Annotated in this window: 12 protein-coding genes; 5 read left to right on the top strand and 7 right to left on the bottom strand. The window is 61.0% G+C overall.

Going from position 1 to position 15,705, the window contains the following annotated elements; translation table 11 throughout:
* Positions 1-218: hypothetical protein (locus NTD85_RS11195; protein WP_262142165.1), on the top strand; the 218-nt coding region annotated here is incomplete at its 5' end.
* Positions 219-310: 92 nt separating this feature from the next.
* Complete coding sequence (locus NTD85_RS11190) at positions 311-742, top strand: hypothetical protein (RefSeq protein ID WP_262142164.1); 432 nt, start codon at positions 311-313, stop codon at positions 740-742.
* A gap of 42 nt (positions 743-784) precedes the next feature.
* Here the strand turns inward: NTD85_RS11190 and NTD85_RS11185 are convergent, their stop codons facing one another.
* The 3 genes from NTD85_RS11185 to NTD85_RS11175 form a co-directional block, all read right to left on the bottom strand.
* Positions 785-2,995 (bottom strand): LTA synthase family protein, encoded by a 2,211-nt coding sequence (locus NTD85_RS11185; protein ID WP_103521076.1) that lies wholly within the window; start codon positions 2,993-2,995, stop codon positions 785-787.
* A 329-nt stretch (positions 2,996-3,324) separates the two neighbouring features.
* Positions 3,325-3,522, bottom strand: coding sequence for a helix-turn-helix transcriptional regulator (locus tag NTD85_RS11180; RefSeq protein ID WP_098968294.1), 198 nt, complete (start codon positions 3,520-3,522; stop codon positions 3,325-3,327).
* Positions 3,519-3,893, bottom strand: coding sequence for a hypothetical protein (locus NTD85_RS11175; RefSeq protein WP_103485036.1), 375 nt, complete (start codon positions 3,891-3,893; stop codon positions 3,519-3,521). The genes NTD85_RS11180 and NTD85_RS11175 overlap by 4 nt, the downstream gene beginning before the upstream one ends.
* 183 nt (positions 3,894-4,076) lie before the next feature.
* On the opposite strand from NTD85_RS11175, the gene NTD85_RS11170 reads away from it, so the two are divergent.
* A complete protein-coding gene (locus NTD85_RS11170; RefSeq protein WP_262142163.1) occupies positions 4,077-4,568 on the top strand; it encodes a hypothetical protein in 492 nt (163 codons plus the stop codon).
* Positions 4,543-5,211 carry a hypothetical protein gene (locus tag NTD85_RS11165; protein ID WP_262142162.1) on the top strand — a complete coding sequence of 223 codons (669 nt, stop codon included), beginning with the start codon at positions 4,543-4,545 and terminating at the stop codon, positions 5,209-5,211. The genes NTD85_RS11170 and NTD85_RS11165 overlap by 26 nt, the downstream gene beginning before the upstream one ends.
* Before the next feature lie 65 nt (positions 5,212-5,276).
* Here the strand turns inward: NTD85_RS11165 and NTD85_RS11160 are convergent, their stop codons facing one another.
* The 4 genes from NTD85_RS11160 to NTD85_RS11145 all read right to left on the bottom strand — a co-directional run bounded on the left by NTD85_RS11160 (position 5,277) and on the right by NTD85_RS11145 (position 8,802).
* The gene (locus NTD85_RS11160; RefSeq protein WP_003224198.1) at positions 5,277-5,756 is read right to left on the bottom strand and encodes a copper chaperone PCu(A)C; all 480 of its coding nucleotides are present in this window, start codon (positions 5,754-5,756) and stop codon (positions 5,277-5,279) included.
* The gene (locus tag NTD85_RS11155) at positions 5,756-6,361 is read right to left on the bottom strand and encodes an SCO family protein (RefSeq protein ID WP_047599796.1); all 606 of its coding nucleotides are present in this window, start codon (positions 6,359-6,361) and stop codon (positions 5,756-5,758) included. Before NTD85_RS11155 ends, NTD85_RS11160 begins: the two co-directional genes overlap by 1 nt.
* A 156-nt stretch (positions 6,362-6,517) precedes the next feature.
* Positions 6,518-7,924, bottom strand: coding sequence for an efflux transporter outer membrane subunit (locus NTD85_RS11150; protein ID WP_315975136.1), 1,407 nt, complete (start codon positions 7,922-7,924; stop codon positions 6,518-6,520).
* Positions 7,925-8,007: 83 nt separating this feature from the next.
* Positions 8,008-8,802, bottom strand: coding sequence for a helix-turn-helix transcriptional regulator (locus NTD85_RS11145; protein ID WP_103485032.1), 795 nt, complete (start codon positions 8,800-8,802; stop codon positions 8,008-8,010).
* Positions 8,803-9,290: 488 nt separating this feature from the next.
* Here NTD85_RS11145 and NTD85_RS11140 point away from each other — a divergent pair, with 488 nt between their 5' ends.
* Positions 9,291-15,704 carry a non-ribosomal peptide synthetase gene (locus NTD85_RS11140; RefSeq protein WP_262142161.1) on the top strand — a complete coding sequence of 2,138 codons (6,414 nt, stop codon included), beginning with the start codon at positions 9,291-9,293 and terminating at the stop codon, positions 15,702-15,704.
* Position 15,705 lies beyond the last annotated feature (1 nt).

The following is a 15,705-nucleotide window of genomic DNA, read 5'->3' as shown; positions in this document are numbered from 1 at the left end:
CGCAGGCACATACACGGGGGGCATCAGCTCGATTGCGCAGTGTCATCATCCGGCAGCGCATCCAGCGGATCTTCCTGCCCCGGCAACTCGGTAATCACACTGAAATCCGTGACCTTGACCGCACCCAGTCCATAAACGGCTCATACATTGTCGGAAACCGGTTTGATACTGCAGTTAATTCTTTTGATTTTCAGACTCTTTATTTCGAATTCAGCTAATAACCTGTCAGTTATGACAGTAGTAGCCGGGTTGTTTGAGGCATAGCTTTACAGGCGCAGGCAACCGCCTTCAAACCACTCGGAGCATCGACATGCAAAATTCAAATAAATCAGAAGAGCAAATTTTCAACTTGATTAATAAAAATCAAAATCAATTTGAAGGCACGTTTAGTGCTAGCGTTGATGGAGAAAAGTTCATGTTCGCGGATGAGAACGTGCTTTTTTATAGGGCAGAGAGAGACTATTTCATTGTTGGGTCTGACAATGAAGACGAAAACTACGTTACCTTCTGTGTTCAACAGCACTTAGTAAAAGAAGGCCCTCACAACGTGGAGAAGTACGAAGGTGGTCTGATTTGGAGCGTTAAAATTAAAGACCGTTTTCACGTTGTTCAACAAGGACATGCAACTGTGACGTTCTTGCAAAGAGGCGAATATCGATACGGTGCTTTTGGTGACATCGATTTTGTATTGCCTGATGGAAGGAAAATAACAGGTGAATTTGACATTAAGCGTCGTGAGTAAACGTAAAGGGACGGATCCAACCAGTCCGTCCCTTTCCTGATTTCAACTCGATTGCGCAGTGTCATCATCCGGCAGCGCATCCAGCGGATCTTCCTGCCCCGGCAACTCGGTAATCACGCTGAAATCCGTGACCTCGACCGCACCCAGTCCATAGCCCAGCAAGTGGAACGAAAAGGCCTTGCGCGGTTGCGGGTTGTCGAAGCTGAAATCCATCTCCAGCGGCTGATCGGCCGTGGCAACCATCTCGGTCGGCAGCCCCAGTTGCACGTCCTGTTCGAACTCCTTGGCCTTGAGCTGAATGTACGCCGCCTGCTGCGGATCCACCGAGCGCACGGTCAGGCGCACGCGAGTGTGCGAGCCCTTGGGCATTTCCAGGTATTGCGCACCGATCAGGTTGTCGGCCCAGTCATCGTTGATCTGCGCCTGCAGCGGGATCACGTTGTTGCTGCCGAACTGGTAACGCTGATTGAGCGGGGTGCGCAGCAGCGACAGGTCCAGCGCCATGGCCCGCGCGGCTATCTGGCGGGCCTGCTGGCTGCTTTCGGTACCCTTGAAGGTGGCGCGCTCGGCAATGAAACCGGCGCTTTCGTAGTAGCGACAACGGCGCGGCATATCGCACTCGGAAAAGATCCCCTGGCCGTTGTGGTAGCGCAGTTTACCGTTGGTGTAGGACATGATTTCGCGTCCGCTGTCGTAGTCGCGGAACAGCGAACGGCCGCTCAGCGCCGACGGCACCGGCAGATCGAAATAGTCGAGGATCGACGCGCTCAGATCGACATGACCGTACACCCCGGCATTCAGTCGCGGCAGTTGCTCGTGTTCCGGCGCCAGGGTCAGGTTGAAGCCCCAAGACGACGCCAGACGCACGCCGTCAATGCCGTGGGATTCGTCCGAGGTGATCACCACCAGCGTGTCCTTGAGCACGCCCTGGCGTTCGAGACCGCTTAGGAACTGCTCCAGAGCATCGTCGAGGTAACCGACGGCAGCCTGCTTCGGCGTCTCGTAGCGCGCCAGATATTCTTCCGGTGCGGAGTAGGGCTGGTGGGTGCCGACGGTCAGCAGAGTGAGCATCCACGGTTTTTTCTGCTTCTTCAATTGACCAACGTAATCCAGCGCGCCTTCGAAGAACGCCTTGTCATCCTTGCCCCACGGGAATTCCAGATAGTTGGCGTTGGTGAACCATTCCAGACCATGGGTCGCATCGAAACCGATGTGCGGCATGATCTTGTCTTTGGCCATGAAACGCAGACCGGCGCCTTGCAGATAGTGAGTGCTGAAGCCGTTCTGCCGCAGTTGCGCCGGCAGGCAGGCCTGATTGCGCTCCTGCTGGGTGAGCATTTCAACGCCTTTGGGCGTGCCGTTGTTGAGCTTGTCGTAATCGCCACAAAGCATGGCGTACAGGCCGCGAATGGTCTGGTGTGTGTGCAGCACGTAATCCGGGGTGTTCATGCCACGCTCGGCCCAGCGGCTGAGGTTGGGCATCAGGTCTTCCTGATAGTGACTGCCGATGGCCTCGCGATTGGCGCGGATGTAAGCGCCGGGAATGCCTTCCAGAGCGATGATCAGCACGTTGCGCGCCTGCCCCGGCGCGGCCAGCAGCTTGTGGCCGTTGAGATCCAGATCCGTCAGCCCGGCCATCTGTGGCGCGGCGGGTTCGACGTCACCGTCCAGCCATTCCTCGGCCTGCAACTGCAGATCGGCCACTTGCGCGGCGAGCAATTGATGCGGCAGGTTGTACATGCGCCATGGATCTTCTTCGCTCGGCCACTGGTTTTGCACGGCCCAATGCGCGGCGAACAGCAGCGCCGGTGCGGCCCACACGGCGCGGGGCAGGGCAGCAGCGGGTTGCGCGCGATTGACGAAACGCGTCAGCAACCAGAGCAGCAGCGCCAGCAGCAGGGCAACCCCCAGCGCCGGATGGGCGAAACCGCCACCGGTGGAGTTTTCCACGAACTGCGGGTCAATCAGGTAATGCAGGTCGGTAGGATTCGGCAGCCGGCCGACAGCACTGACCAACTCGGCCGTCGCCACCGCCAGCAACCCCCAGAACAGCAGCAACGGCAACGCCAGCCACCACGCGCGACGATGCAGCAACACCACCAACAAACTGCCAATGGCCAGGTCGGACAAATAGCCCAGGGGCGACGACCAGCCCAGCGCCGCGCGCAGGCACACCGGCACGATCAGCACCAGCAGAATCAAGGAAAACAGGCGGGCATGCGGCTGCCGCAACCAACGCAAAAGAACGCTCACAAAAAAGACCTTCCAGCCATCAAACCGTCATAAAAGTGTGCGCGATGATACCAAGGGTGGGCTGTCTGATCGCCCTTTTAAACACACGGCTGATCTGCTCTCGCAAGCGCGGTAAAGGGCCTGAAGCCATGACCGGCGTTCGTGTCAGCCCGATAGCGGCGAATGGGCGCGCTGCTATCGACGGCAGATTTATTGTTTCAGGCTGTTTAAGGAAGTCGCCCGCACTGTATGAAAGCCACACCACGACGGCAGCTGGAGTCGAAGAAGCGCATGGCGATGCCGGCAGCTGACAACTCTGAGGCATCGCCCACCGTCAGCCAATTCGGCGCTCAGTCCAAACCGTCGTCGAAGATGCTTTCAATCGGTAACTCGAACGCCCGGGCAATCTGAAACGCCAGTGGCAGGCTAGGGTCATAACGCTCGTTTTCGATGGCGTTGATCGTCTGGCGCGACACCTTGAGGCGTTCAGCCAGATCGACCTGCGACCAGTTGCGCTCGGCGCGGAGTGCCTTGAGGCGATTTTTCATTGGTAGCGACGTCGCGCGATTTGCAGGCCGAGAATCCACATGGCGCCCATCACGGGCCACACGCAAGTCCACGGTATGTGTGGGGCGCCGACGTTTTCCAGAAAACCGTAACTGAAGGTCAGCAGCGCCGAGGCGGCGAATGCAAATCCCAGCGCTTCGAACTGTATACGCAGATGCATTTCGTCCATGCGCCGCATGTTGCGCACGATGCTCCAGCACATCAATCCTGCCGGGATAATCGGTGTCAGCGCGACGGCTGAACGCAGAATCATGTTGGCATCCGTCAGGTATTGCGTAGCGATCACTGAGGCCATCAACACCAGCATATAGAGGATCAACGCTGTGCCCATTTCAAGGTAGTACCGGTTCATTCTTCAACTTCCTATGTAAAAGACCCTTTACATACTTGCTAAAATTTTTCCTTATGTAAAGCAAGCTTTCCATAAACCTCGACCGGGTTGTTTCTGGACAGCCTAATGGCCACTCAGTAGCATTCGAGCCCAACGGACTTTCCCTCTGCACGTCGTCCGACGTGGAATGCTCAAGGAATCGACATGCGCGACACCCTTAAAGGCGAACAACGAACGGTCGTGACCTTGGTCAACGGCGAGATTCATCACGAAACCCAGATCAGTTTCAGTTCGGTGTCGGTCGTCAATGGCGAAGTTCGGGTGCATACCGCTGAAGGCAATCAAATAAATGTCCAGGTACCGGGTGCGGACTTCTCATTGCGCTTTGATCTGGATGGGGTGCAGCAGATGCCGCTGGCGCAGCAGACGCCGGTTGAAACGGTGCCCGTCGATGACAGCCTGAAGCTGTTCACCTGGAAATCCGTGCTGATCACCCTCGGGCTGTGGATCGTTGTCGGCTCGGTTGCAGGCTGGCCGGGGTTCTTCATTGCCGCCGGGTACTTCGGCTATCACTGGCGTCAGGTGGCAAAGCGCAAGAAATCGCTGGCACAGGCGCCAGTGGATCAAGCCGTGCCGCGGTCCAGCTCGGGGATGTCCCGAGAAAGTGTGCGTGACGCATTGGCTCGAAAGCGTTGAAGACGACATGTCAGGAATAGCCATGCAAGCGTTCACAAGTGGAAAGGTCGTCATCGAGTTCGGTGATTTCAGAGGAACGATGGTTCGCCATGAACGGTTTTTGATGCCTGCCGGCGAGTATCAGGATCGGTATTGGGTCAGGACTGCACAGGGTGATCTGCCGCTGGATCTGTTCAACAAGCATCTGCCGGTCAAGCGGGGCGAAGAGATCTCGGTGCTCTACGGTTGCCTGCCGGGTGGCGAACGCAAGAGCGCGGTCTGTGTGTTCAACCACTGCGAGGGTCGGCTCACGCCGCTGTCGGAGGGGAAAATGCTTCACGAAGAATTCATTCATCGCATCCCGGTCAGCCTCCCGTATGTTGCCTGCCTGGCGACCTCGGCAGTGGCGGGGGCGTTCTTCAACTGGTGGGGCGCGCCGGCGGGATTGGTCGTCTACTACCTGCTGAAGGCCGAGAGCGCCAAACGCAAAATGCTTCTGGTCAGTGGTCTGGACCTGCACCTGGAAAAGTTGAGCAAGCGCTATCTGCGTCAAGCATCGCGGGGCAGGATCAAGCGGTTGCTGGCGCGAAATCCTCGAATGACTGCACCGTTGGATTTGAAGAAGCAGGACAGTGATTCGCTGGCGATTGCGCGAGACGCGTAACACGCAAAAAAAGGGGCGACCTGATCATCGATCAGGCCGCCCCTTTTTATTGCCGCCAAGTCAGATCAATGCATCTTGCTGTGATCGTGACCTTCCATGTGCGTCAGCGCACGGACTTCAGCTTTGACTTCGACGGTTTCTTTCTCGCCCTTGGCGTTTTCCACAGTCAGGGTCAGCGGCACGCTTTCGCCTTCCTTGAGCTGGCCGGTCAGGCCCATCAGCATTACGTGGTAGCCGTTCGGGTCGAAGGTGACCGCTTTGCCGGCCGGCAGGTCGACCGATTTGACCGGGCCCATGCTCATCACGTCGTTCTTCATCGACATTTCGTGGATCTGCACATCTTTGGCCACCGGCGAGGCAACGCTCAGCAGTTTGCTGTCGCTGTCAGCAGTGACGGTCATGAACGCGCCGCTGGCCGATTGGGTCGGCACGGTCGCACGCACCCAAGCGTCGTCGACCCTGGTCTGAGCGCTGGCCTGAAAAGCCAGGCCCAGCAGGGACACAGCGAAAACGGCGCGTTTGATGTTGTTCAAAACGGGGTGCATCAGCAGACCTCCATAACGGTGAGCAAATCTTCCGTGCACTCTTGTGCCGAAAGCGATACAGACAGACCCATGCGCAACTGGCCGCGCGAGTCATAGACGTAACTGGTGGACGTGTGGGAGATGGTGTAGGTGTCGCCCGCCGGCACCTTCTCGAAGAACACGTCGAATTCCTTGGCGGTGGCCTGGGTTTCTTCCAGCGTGCCGTACAGTGCGACGAAGCTCGGGTCGAAGGCTTTGACGTAGGCGTCGAGGATCTGCGGCGTGTCACGTTCCGGGTCAAGGGTGATGAAGATCACCTGCAGACGGTCGCCGTCCTTGCCCATCAGCTTCTTGATTTGCGCGGCGCGGGCGAGGGTGGTCGGGCACACCGCCGGGCATTGGGTGAAGCCGAAGAAGATCATCGGCATCATCCCGCGAAAGCTCGACAGCGTCATGGTTTCGCCGTCGGTGTTCTTCAGCTTGAAGGTGCGTCCGAGGATCTTGTCACTCAGGTCCTTGCCGTACTTGTACGACAGTTGGCCACGGGTGTCGCAGCCGGCGAGCAGGCCCAGGCCCAGCACGCCCATTCCCGCAAGCACCTTGCGGCGAGTCAACAAAGCCGTCATCTAATACCGCCTTTTGCAGCCCGTCAGTCGGCAGGACTGGCGGGGGGTTAACCGTAAAAGCGGCGCATGATACCAAACTGAAGGCAGACCCCGGCCACGGATCGCCGCGCGGCGCAGGATCGGGCGACAAAAGGTGTAAGAAAAAGTGACGAGTGACTACTGAACACTCGCCTCATCGGCCCGCCAGCCGCCGCCCAGCGCGGTGTACAGATTGACCTCGGCCACCAGTTGCGCCAGCCGGTCAGTGATCAGACCCTGTTGCGAACTGAACAGTGAACGTTGCGCATCGAGAAACACCAGACTGCTGTCGACGCCATTCTGATAACGGTGCTGTGCCAGGTTGTAGTAGTCCTGAGTGGCCTGCACCAGGTCGCGCTGCGCCTGCAATTGCTGCTGATAAGTGCTGCGCGCCGCCAGGCCATCGGCGACTTCCTGAAACGCGGTTTGAATCGATTTCTCGTATTCGGCAACCGCCACGTCTTTCTGCAACTTCGAGTAATCCAGACTCGCGCGCAGGCTGCCAGCATTGAAAATCGGCAGGTTGATTTGTGGCTGGAAAGTCCAGCCTCCCGATCCGCCGCTGAACAGTCCGGAAAGGTCGCGGCTGGAAGTGCCGGCGCTGGCGGTCAGGCTGACGCTGGGAAAAAACGCCGCCCGCGCCGCACCGATATTGGCGTTGGCCGCCTTCAGTTTGTACTCGGCCTGAAGAATGTCCGGGCGTCGTTGCAGCAGATCCGACGGCAACCCGGCCGGCAGTTGTTGCACCAGATCGCTGGACAGTGGCCGCGCCGGCAGTTTCTCGGGGACCTGAGCGCCGACCAGCAGCGTCAGGCTGTTCAGATCCTGCGCCACCTGGCGTTTATAACGCGCCAGATTGGCCCGCGAACTGTCGACGCTGGTTTGCGCCTGCGCCTGTTCCAGCGCCGAGGACTTGCCAGCGTCACGGTTGCGCGTGGTCAGGCGCAGGCTTTGCTCATCGGCGGCCAGGGTCTGGCGGCTCAGCTCGAGCAGCTCCTGATCGGCGCGCCAGGTCAGGTAGGCGTTGGCGACGTTGGCCACCAGACTCAGCTCGGCACTGCGCCGCGCCTGCTCGGTCGCCAGCCAGGTTTGCAACGCCTGCTCACTGAGGCTGCGCACCCGACCGAAGAAATCCAGTTCATAGGCACTGACGCCCAGATTCACCGCGTAAGTGGAATTGATCAGCGCTTTGCCGCGGGTCACGCTGGGCGGCATGCGCTGGCGCGATTCGCTGGCAGTGGCCGACACCGCCGGCAGCAAATCGGCACGCTGAATCCGGTACTGCGCCTGGAACGCTTCGACGTTCAGGGCTGCCACCCGCAGATCGCGATTGTTGACCAGCGCGCTTTCGATCAACTGTTGCAGCGCCGGGTCGTTGAACAAGCTGCGCCAGTCTTCAGTGCGCGGTGCAGCCTGTGTCTGTGCCGGGTAAACGGTGCCTTGCGGATACTGCGCAGCGCTCGGTGAGGCAGGGCGCTGGTACTCGGGAATCAACGAACAACCGGCCAGCAGGACGGCGAGGGACAGCAGGGAAATGCGCAACATCGAACGCTCTCATGCAGAAAAAAAACGTGCCGGGGACAGAGTCCCCACACCACTATCGACACCGTTGAACCATGACCCCGCGGTTACGCGCCGGCCATCCAGCGCGCCAGCCCGTGCCGTCCGCTGACCCCGAGTTTGGCGGTCGCCCGTTTGAGATAGGTCTCGATCGAACTGCTCTTGACCCGCAGCTTCTCGGCCAGTTGCGGCACGGTGCCGCCGGTCAGCAGGCCCAGGCAGACTTCCTTTTCCCGCGCCGACAGCACGATGCCGCCCAGCGCCAGGCGCTCATCCAGCATTTGTTGCAACGGTGCCTGCTCCAGATCGGCCAACGGTGGGCGCGGCTGTTTGGCGATGATTTGCCGACTGAGGTGCGCGTGCCGTTCAATCAGCGGCAGCAGGGTGTCGGACAGACTTTTGAGAAACGACAGCTCCGGCAGGGAAAACACCCGTTGCGTATGCGGTCGGTAGAACGAGATGACACAGCGGCGGTTGGAGGTGCGGGACACCAGATTGCACTGGTGGACGCTGTGCTGCGGATGTCGTGGCTGAAGTGATGCTTTGAGTTGAATCAGCAGGGAATCATTCATCTCGATCATCTTCTGCAACAACGGATGATCGTCCGGACTCTTCAACGGGTCCGGTGGCGGGAAAGTCTGGGGCAGGCCGGCGCTGCCCAGCGCCTTGATCTCGACCACGCTGGCCTGGCGCTCGTCGAGGATCCACTCGCTGAGGTCGACGCGATTGACCGGCACCAGGGTGTCGACCAACTGGAACATATTGCTGGCGAAAAGATCGTCGCCCGTGCTGGCAATCAGTTCCCCCAGTTGCCAGTAGAAGTGCGGGTTTTCCATGTTGCGAATGCTGCCGGTCAGATTCATATCCTTGTCATCCCTGGTTCCGAGTCATCACCGAGTCGTCCGCTGTTTATGCAAAAGCCGCCCACGCAATCGTCCCTCCTTGAAACTGATCTGGGGCGGGATTTAAGCCTATGGATTTGTCCTACGTCTGTAGGGGAAAACAGGGACACAAAGTGCCATCATTTCTGAAACTTGGCGCCGGGCTTCTGACGCCATTTGGTACAGATGTCGTGCGCTGTCTGACTGTTTGGTCACGGAAAAGCCTTGAAAACCGGGACATTTACGTTGCTGTGAGGTAACTGAGAGGGCCGATGGCAGCGCTGATGTGTGGCATTTTTCCTACAAGTTTTTCAGTGTTTCCTGTCCGAACTTTTAGATAGTTCCCGCCCAGTCAGGGTCAACAAGCACTGACAGGCCCGCGCACGGGGTGGGGTTGTCCGGGTTTCACGTGTCATGTCGGCATCGGGGCCGATGCTTGAATAGGCGCAAAATCACATGAGAAGGATCTTATGCCGCCTATTTCTGCTCCTGCGGTGGCCACGCCGTCCGCATCGCTCCAGACGTATCCGCTGACCGCTGCGCAGCTGGATATCTGGCTGGATCAGCTGAGTCGCGGTGATTCGCCGCTGTACAACATTGGCGGGTACATGGACCTCAGCGGCCCGCTGGATCCGGCACTCATGCACGCCGCCCTCGTAGCGCTGGTGGCCCGGCATGACGCGATGCGCACGATCCTGCTGCCGGGCGCCGGTGTTGATGGCTTGCCTTTGCAGCAATTTGCCCAGTCATTAGCGGTGCCGATGCCGATCGACGATGTGTCGACGCACACTGACCCGGAGGCGGCAGCGCGGGCCCTGGTGCAGGCGCGCATCAATCAGCCCTTCGTGCTGGACGGCGGCTGCCTGTTCCGTTTTCTGTTGATCCGCCTTGATGGCGAGCGCCATTGGTTGTCCGCTCAGGCTCATCACTTGATCGTCGATGGCTGGAGCTTCGGCGAAATGTTCAAGTCGCTGGACGAAATCTATAACGCGCTGGCGCAGGGCCGGCCTGTGCCGGTTTCGGCGCCGTCGTACATCGACTTCATCGAAGACAATGCGCGCTATCACGCGTCGCCGCGTTATGCGCAGGACCGCGGCTACTGGCTGGACAAGTACCGACAGTTGCCCGAGCCGCTGTTGCTGCCGCGATATCAGCAGAGCCTGGCCGGCAATGCCGCGCAGACGCAGGTCCATGCGCAGCCCTTGCCGGCGCTGCTGCACCAGCGCATGAAGCAGGTGGCCCGGGAATTTGGCGCTTCGGCATTCCATGTGTTGCTGGCGGCGCTGCACGTGTATTTCAGCCGTACCGCCGAGCGTGACGAATGGGTCGTCGGGCTGCCGATCCTCAATCGCTCCGGCGCGCGCTTCAAGTCCACGCTTGGGCTGTTCGCCCAGGTCAGTGCGGTGCGCATGGGCTTCGGCCGCGAACGCACCTTCGCTGAACTGATCAGTACGATCCGTGAGGAACTGCGCAAGGATTTTCGCCATCAGCGTTTTTCCGTGAGTGAGATGAACCGCGCCCTCGGCCTGCTGCGTGAGGAGCGCTCGCAGTTGTTCGAGGTCACGGTGTCCTACGAGCAGGGCACTCACGATTATCGCTATGGCGAGGCGTCGGGGCGGATGATCAAGGCCTCGAACCAGGAAGAGGCCACGCCGCTTGCGGTGCACCTGCTGAGTAATCTGACCAATGACGACGCGCGCCTCTACCTGATCTACAGCGAGGCGTTTTTTGCCGCCGATGAGGTCAAGGCGCTGGCCGACCGCTGGTTGCTGATTCTGGAGCAAGGGCTGGAGGCGGTGAACCTGCCTGTCGCGGATTTCGCACTGAGCACGCCGGAAGAAAGCGCGCTGCTGCAACAGTGGAATGCGACACGAGTGGAATACCCGAGCGCGACGACCATCCATCAGCGTATCGAGGCCCAGGCCGCGCAACGACCACAGGCGCTGGCTGCGGTTCATCAAGGGCATTGCCTGACCTATGCCGAGCTCAATCAGCGCGCCAACGCACTCGCCCATCATCTGCTCGATCTCGGTGTACGGCCGGATGACCGGGTGGCCATCGTCGCCCGGCGCGGGCTCGACACCCTGGTCGGGCTGTTGGCCATTCTCAAGGCGGGTGCCGCTTATGTGCCGCTCGACCCGGCGCATCCTGCCGAGCGCCTGAGCTATCTGCTGGAGGACAGCTCGCCAATCGCGGTGCTGACCCAGAGCGCGTTGCGCGGGCACCTGCCGGCGTTGTCGGTGCCGGTGATCGAGCTGGATCACCCGACCTGGTCCAGCGCCCATGTCGGCACACCGAAGGTGCCGGGGCTGACGCCGGAAAACCTCGCGTATGTGATTTACACCTCCGGCTCTACCGGCCTGCCCAAAGGGGTGATGGTCGAGCACCGCACGCTGTGCAATCTGGTCGATTGGCACACTGACGTTTTCGATCTGCGTGCCGGAAGTCATACGTCGAGCCTGGCCGGGTTCGGTTTCGATGCGATGGCCTGGGAAGTCTGGCCGGCGCTGTGCGTGGGCGCGATCCTGCACCTGGCGCCGGTCAACGATGGCAACGAAGACATTGATGCGCTGCTCGACTGGTGGCGTGCGCAGCCGCTGGACGTGAGTTTTTTGCCGACCCCGATCGCTGAATACGCGTTCAGCCGCCAGCTCGATCACCCGACGTTGCGCACGCTGCTGATCGGTGGCGATCGCTTGCGTCAGTTCCCGCGTCAGCAATCGTTCGAAGTAATCAACAACTACGGACCGACCGAAGCCACCGTGGTGGCGACTTCAGGGCGCATCGACGCCGGGCAGGCGCTGCACATCGGCAAACCGGTGAGCAACGCCACGGTGTATCTGCTCGACGAGCAGCAGCAACCGGTGCCGATTGGCGTGAGCGGCGAGTTGTACGTCGGCGGGGCCGGGGTGGCTCGCGGTTACCTGAATCGCGCGGACCTGAGCGCCGAGCGCTTCCTGCGTGATCCGTTCAGCGCTGAACCGGGCGCGCGCCTGTACCGCACCGGCGACCTTGCACGCTGGCGCGCCGACGGCAATCTGGAGTATCTGGGGCGCAACGACGATCAGGTGAAAATCCGTGGCGTACGGATCGAACCGGGCGAGATCGAGAGCGCACTCGCCAGCCATACGGCGGTGCGCGAAGCGGTGGTACTGGTGCGCGACGGGCAACTGCTGGCGTGGTTCACCGAGCAGGCGCCGCTGGACATCAACGCGCTGCACGCGCACCTGAAAACACGCCTGACCAGCGCCATGTTGCCCAGTGCTTATGTGCGTCTGGCGGTGTTGCCGCTGACCGCCAACGGCAAGGTCGATCGCAAGGCGCTGCCGGCCCCCGGGGCGGAAGATTTGATCCGCCGCGAATATGAGGCGCCGCAAGGCGAGGTCGAAATCGCTTTGGCGCAGATCTGGGCCGAAGTCCTGCAAGTCGAGCGGGTCGGGCGTCACGACCATTTCTTCGAGCTGGGTGGGCATTCGTTGCTGGCGGTGATCATGATCGAACGCATGCGTCAGCTCGATTTGAGCAGCGACGTGCGTGTGCTGTTCAGTCAACCGACTCTGGCGGCGCTGGCGGCTTCAGTCGGCAGCGGTCGCGAGATCGAAGTGCCGGCCAACCGCATCGCCGCCGATTGCACCCACATCACCGCGGATATGCTGCCCCTGCTGCAACTGGATCAGCTGACGCTCGACCGGATCGTGGCCGCTGTGCCGGGTGGCGCCGCCAACGTGCAGGACATCTACCCGCTGGCACCGCTGCAGGAAGGCATTCTCTATCACCACATCACCGCCGCTCAGGGCGATCCGTACCTGCTGCAATCGCAACTGGCGTTCGACAGTCTTGAACGCGTCGAAGCCTTCGCCGCTGCGCTGCGCCAGGTCATGGCGCGCCACGACATTCTGCGCACCGCGGTGCTCTGGGAAGGCCTGACCACCCCGGTGCAGGTGGTGTGGCGCGAGGCGATTCTGCCGTTGCAGGAGGTCGAGCTGGACCCGGCCAACGGCCCGATCATCGAGCAGTTGCACGCGCGCTTCAACGCCCGGCGTTATCGCCTCGACGTCAGTCAGGCGCCACTGATGCGTCTGGTGTATGCCCGCGATCCGGCGCTGGATCGGGTGGTGGGCATTCTGCTGTTCCATCACCTGGCCATGGACCACATCGCTCTTGAAGTAATGCGCGGCGAGATGCAGGCCAGCCTGTCGGGGCAGGTCGTGGCGCTGGCGCCGCCAGTGCCGTATCGCAATTACGTGGCGCAGACGCGGCTGGGCGTCACAGAGCAGGAACACGAGGTGTTTTTCCGCGCGCAACTGGCGGACATCGACGAGCCGACCCTGCCGTTCGGGCTGCAGGAAGTGCAGGGCGACGGTAACGGTATCGAGGAAGCGCAGCAGGTGCTGCCGGCGGACGCGTATCAGCGTTTGCGCACCCAGGCGCGACAGGCCGGTGTCAGCGTCGCCAGTCTGATTCATCTGGCGTGGGCACGGGTACTGGCGGCGACTTCGGGCCAGCAGCGCGTGGTGTTCGGCACCGTGCTGATGGGGCGCATGCAGGGGGGCGAGGGTGCCGACCGCGCCTTGGGTGTGTTTATCAATAGCTTGCCGCTGCGCATCGATGTCGACGCCGGGGTTCTGGACGCGGTGCGCGCCACCCATGCGCGGCTGACCGCGCTGCTCGGCCATGAACACGCTTCGCTGGCACTGGCCCAACGCTGCAGCGGCGTCGCCTCGCCGTCGCCGCTGTTCAGCGCGCTGCTCAATTATCGGCACAGTGACGAATCCGAACTGCTGGAACCATCCAGCCAAGCCTGGCAAGGCATCGAAACCCTGGCCAACGAGGAGCGCACCAATTACCCGCTGACCATGAGCGTGGACGATTTTGGCAACGGCTTGCGCCTCACCGGCAGGGCCGTCGTCCAGATCGGCGCGCAACGGATTTGCGGCTACATGCAAACCGCGTTGCACGGTTTGCTGCAGGCTCTGGAGCAAACGCCGCAACAGCCGTTGAATCAGTTGCCGATCCTGCAGCCGGAGGAGTTGCAACGCTTGCTGATCACGTTCAACGCCACCGAGGTCGATTGTGCGCTGGACCAGCCGTTGCACACGTTGTTCGAAGCACAGGTGCGGCGCAAACCGCACGCCGTTGCCGCACAGGCCGGCGAGCGAAGCCTGACCTATGCGCAACTCAACGAGCGCGCCAATCGCCTGGCCCATCACCTGCGCGAAGTCGGCGTGCAACCGGACTCGCGTGTGGCGATCTGCGTCGAGCGCGGGCTGGATCTGCTGGTCGGCCTGCTCGGCATCCTCAAGGCGGGCGGCGCCTATGTGCCGCTGGACCCGGACTATCCGCTGGAGCGCCTGAACTACATGTTGCAGGACAGCGCGCCTGTCGCATTGTTGGTGCATGGCGCTACGCGACAATTGCTGGGCGAACCGGGTGTGACGCTGATCAATCTGGATCACGGCAGTTGGGAGCAGCAGCCGTCAGACAATCTTCAGGTGCCGGGCCTGAGTGCTTCGAACCTTGCCTACATGATCTACACCTCCGGCTCTACCGGGTTGCCGAAGGGCGTGATGATCGAGCATCGCAGCGCCTGCAACATGGTGCATTGGGGTTCGCAGATTTCGCCGCCGACCGAACACGGTGCGCTGCTGCAAAAAGCGCCGTTCAGCTTCGACAGTTCGGTGTGGGAGATCTTCTGGCCGCTGTGTTCCGGCATGCGATTGGTATTGGCGCGACCGGATGGCAACCGCGATTCGGCGTATGTGGTGCAGACCATTCGCGAGCAGCAGGTGACGGTGGTCAAGTTCGTGCCGGCGCTATTGCAGCAGTTCATCGAACAGGACGGTGTTGAACAGTGCACCAGCCTGACCGATGTGCTCAACGGCGGTGGTGAGCTCAGTGCAGCGCTGGCCCGCCAGGTGCGCGATCGCCTGCCGTGGGTGCGGTTGCATAACGTTTACGGCCCGACTGAAACCACGGTGGACAGTACGGGCTGGACGCTGGAACCGGACATGCCAGTGCCGGAGAGCGTGGTGCCGATCGGCACAGCCTTGAGCAACACTCGGTTGTACGTGCTCGATGCGTATGGTCAACCAGTGCCACAAGGTGTCAGCGGTGAGTTGCACATCGGCGGCGTCGGCGTGGCGCGTGGTTATCACGGACTGCCGGAAATGCAGGCCGAGCGCTTCATCGACAGCCCGTTTGTGCCGGGTGATCGCCTGTACCGCACGGGAGATCTGACGCGCTACAACCACCACGGTGAACTGGAATTCCTCGGCCGCAATGACTTCCAGATCAAGCTGCGTGGCTTGCGCCTGGAGCCGGGGGAAATCGAGGCAAGGTTGATCGAACATCCGGCGATTCGTGAAGCGGTGGTGATGGTGCGCGATGAACGTCTGGTGGCCTGGTACACCGTGCGTTCCGGCGTAGAAGCACCGAGTCTTGAGACGTTGCGCAACCATGTGCTGGAGCGCCTGCCGGAGTACATGGTGCCCGGCGCGTTTGTGCTGCTCGACGCTTTGCCGCTGACGCCGAACGACAAGATCGACCGCAAGGCCTTGCCGGAGCCGGGAGCGGACGCGGTGATCAATCGCCCCTACGTGGCGCCACAGGGTGAAGTCGAAACCGCGCTGGCGCAGATCTGGGCTGAAGTCCTCGGCGTCGAACAGGTCGGTCGCCATGACAACTTCTTCGAACTCGGTGGGCATTCGTTGCTGGCGGTGAGTCTGGTGGCGCGCATGCGTCAGAGCGGTTTGCACACCGACGCCCGGGCGCTGTTCAGCCAGCCGACGCTGGCGGCGCTGGCGCTCAGCACCACACCCGAGGCGCAGCAAGTGGTCATCCCGCAAACCACCATCCCGAGCCTCAATCGCAAACGCCGGCTCTAGC

It is taken from the genome of Pseudomonas sp. 13B_3.2_Bac1, from assembly GCF_025466205.1.
Classification (GTDB): Bacteria; Pseudomonadota; Gammaproteobacteria; order Pseudomonadales; family Pseudomonadaceae; genus Aquipseudomonas; species Aquipseudomonas fluorescens_H.
The sequence above is the reverse complement of the archived record's forward strand: the minus strand, read 5'-3'. Positions and strand labels throughout refer to the sequence as shown.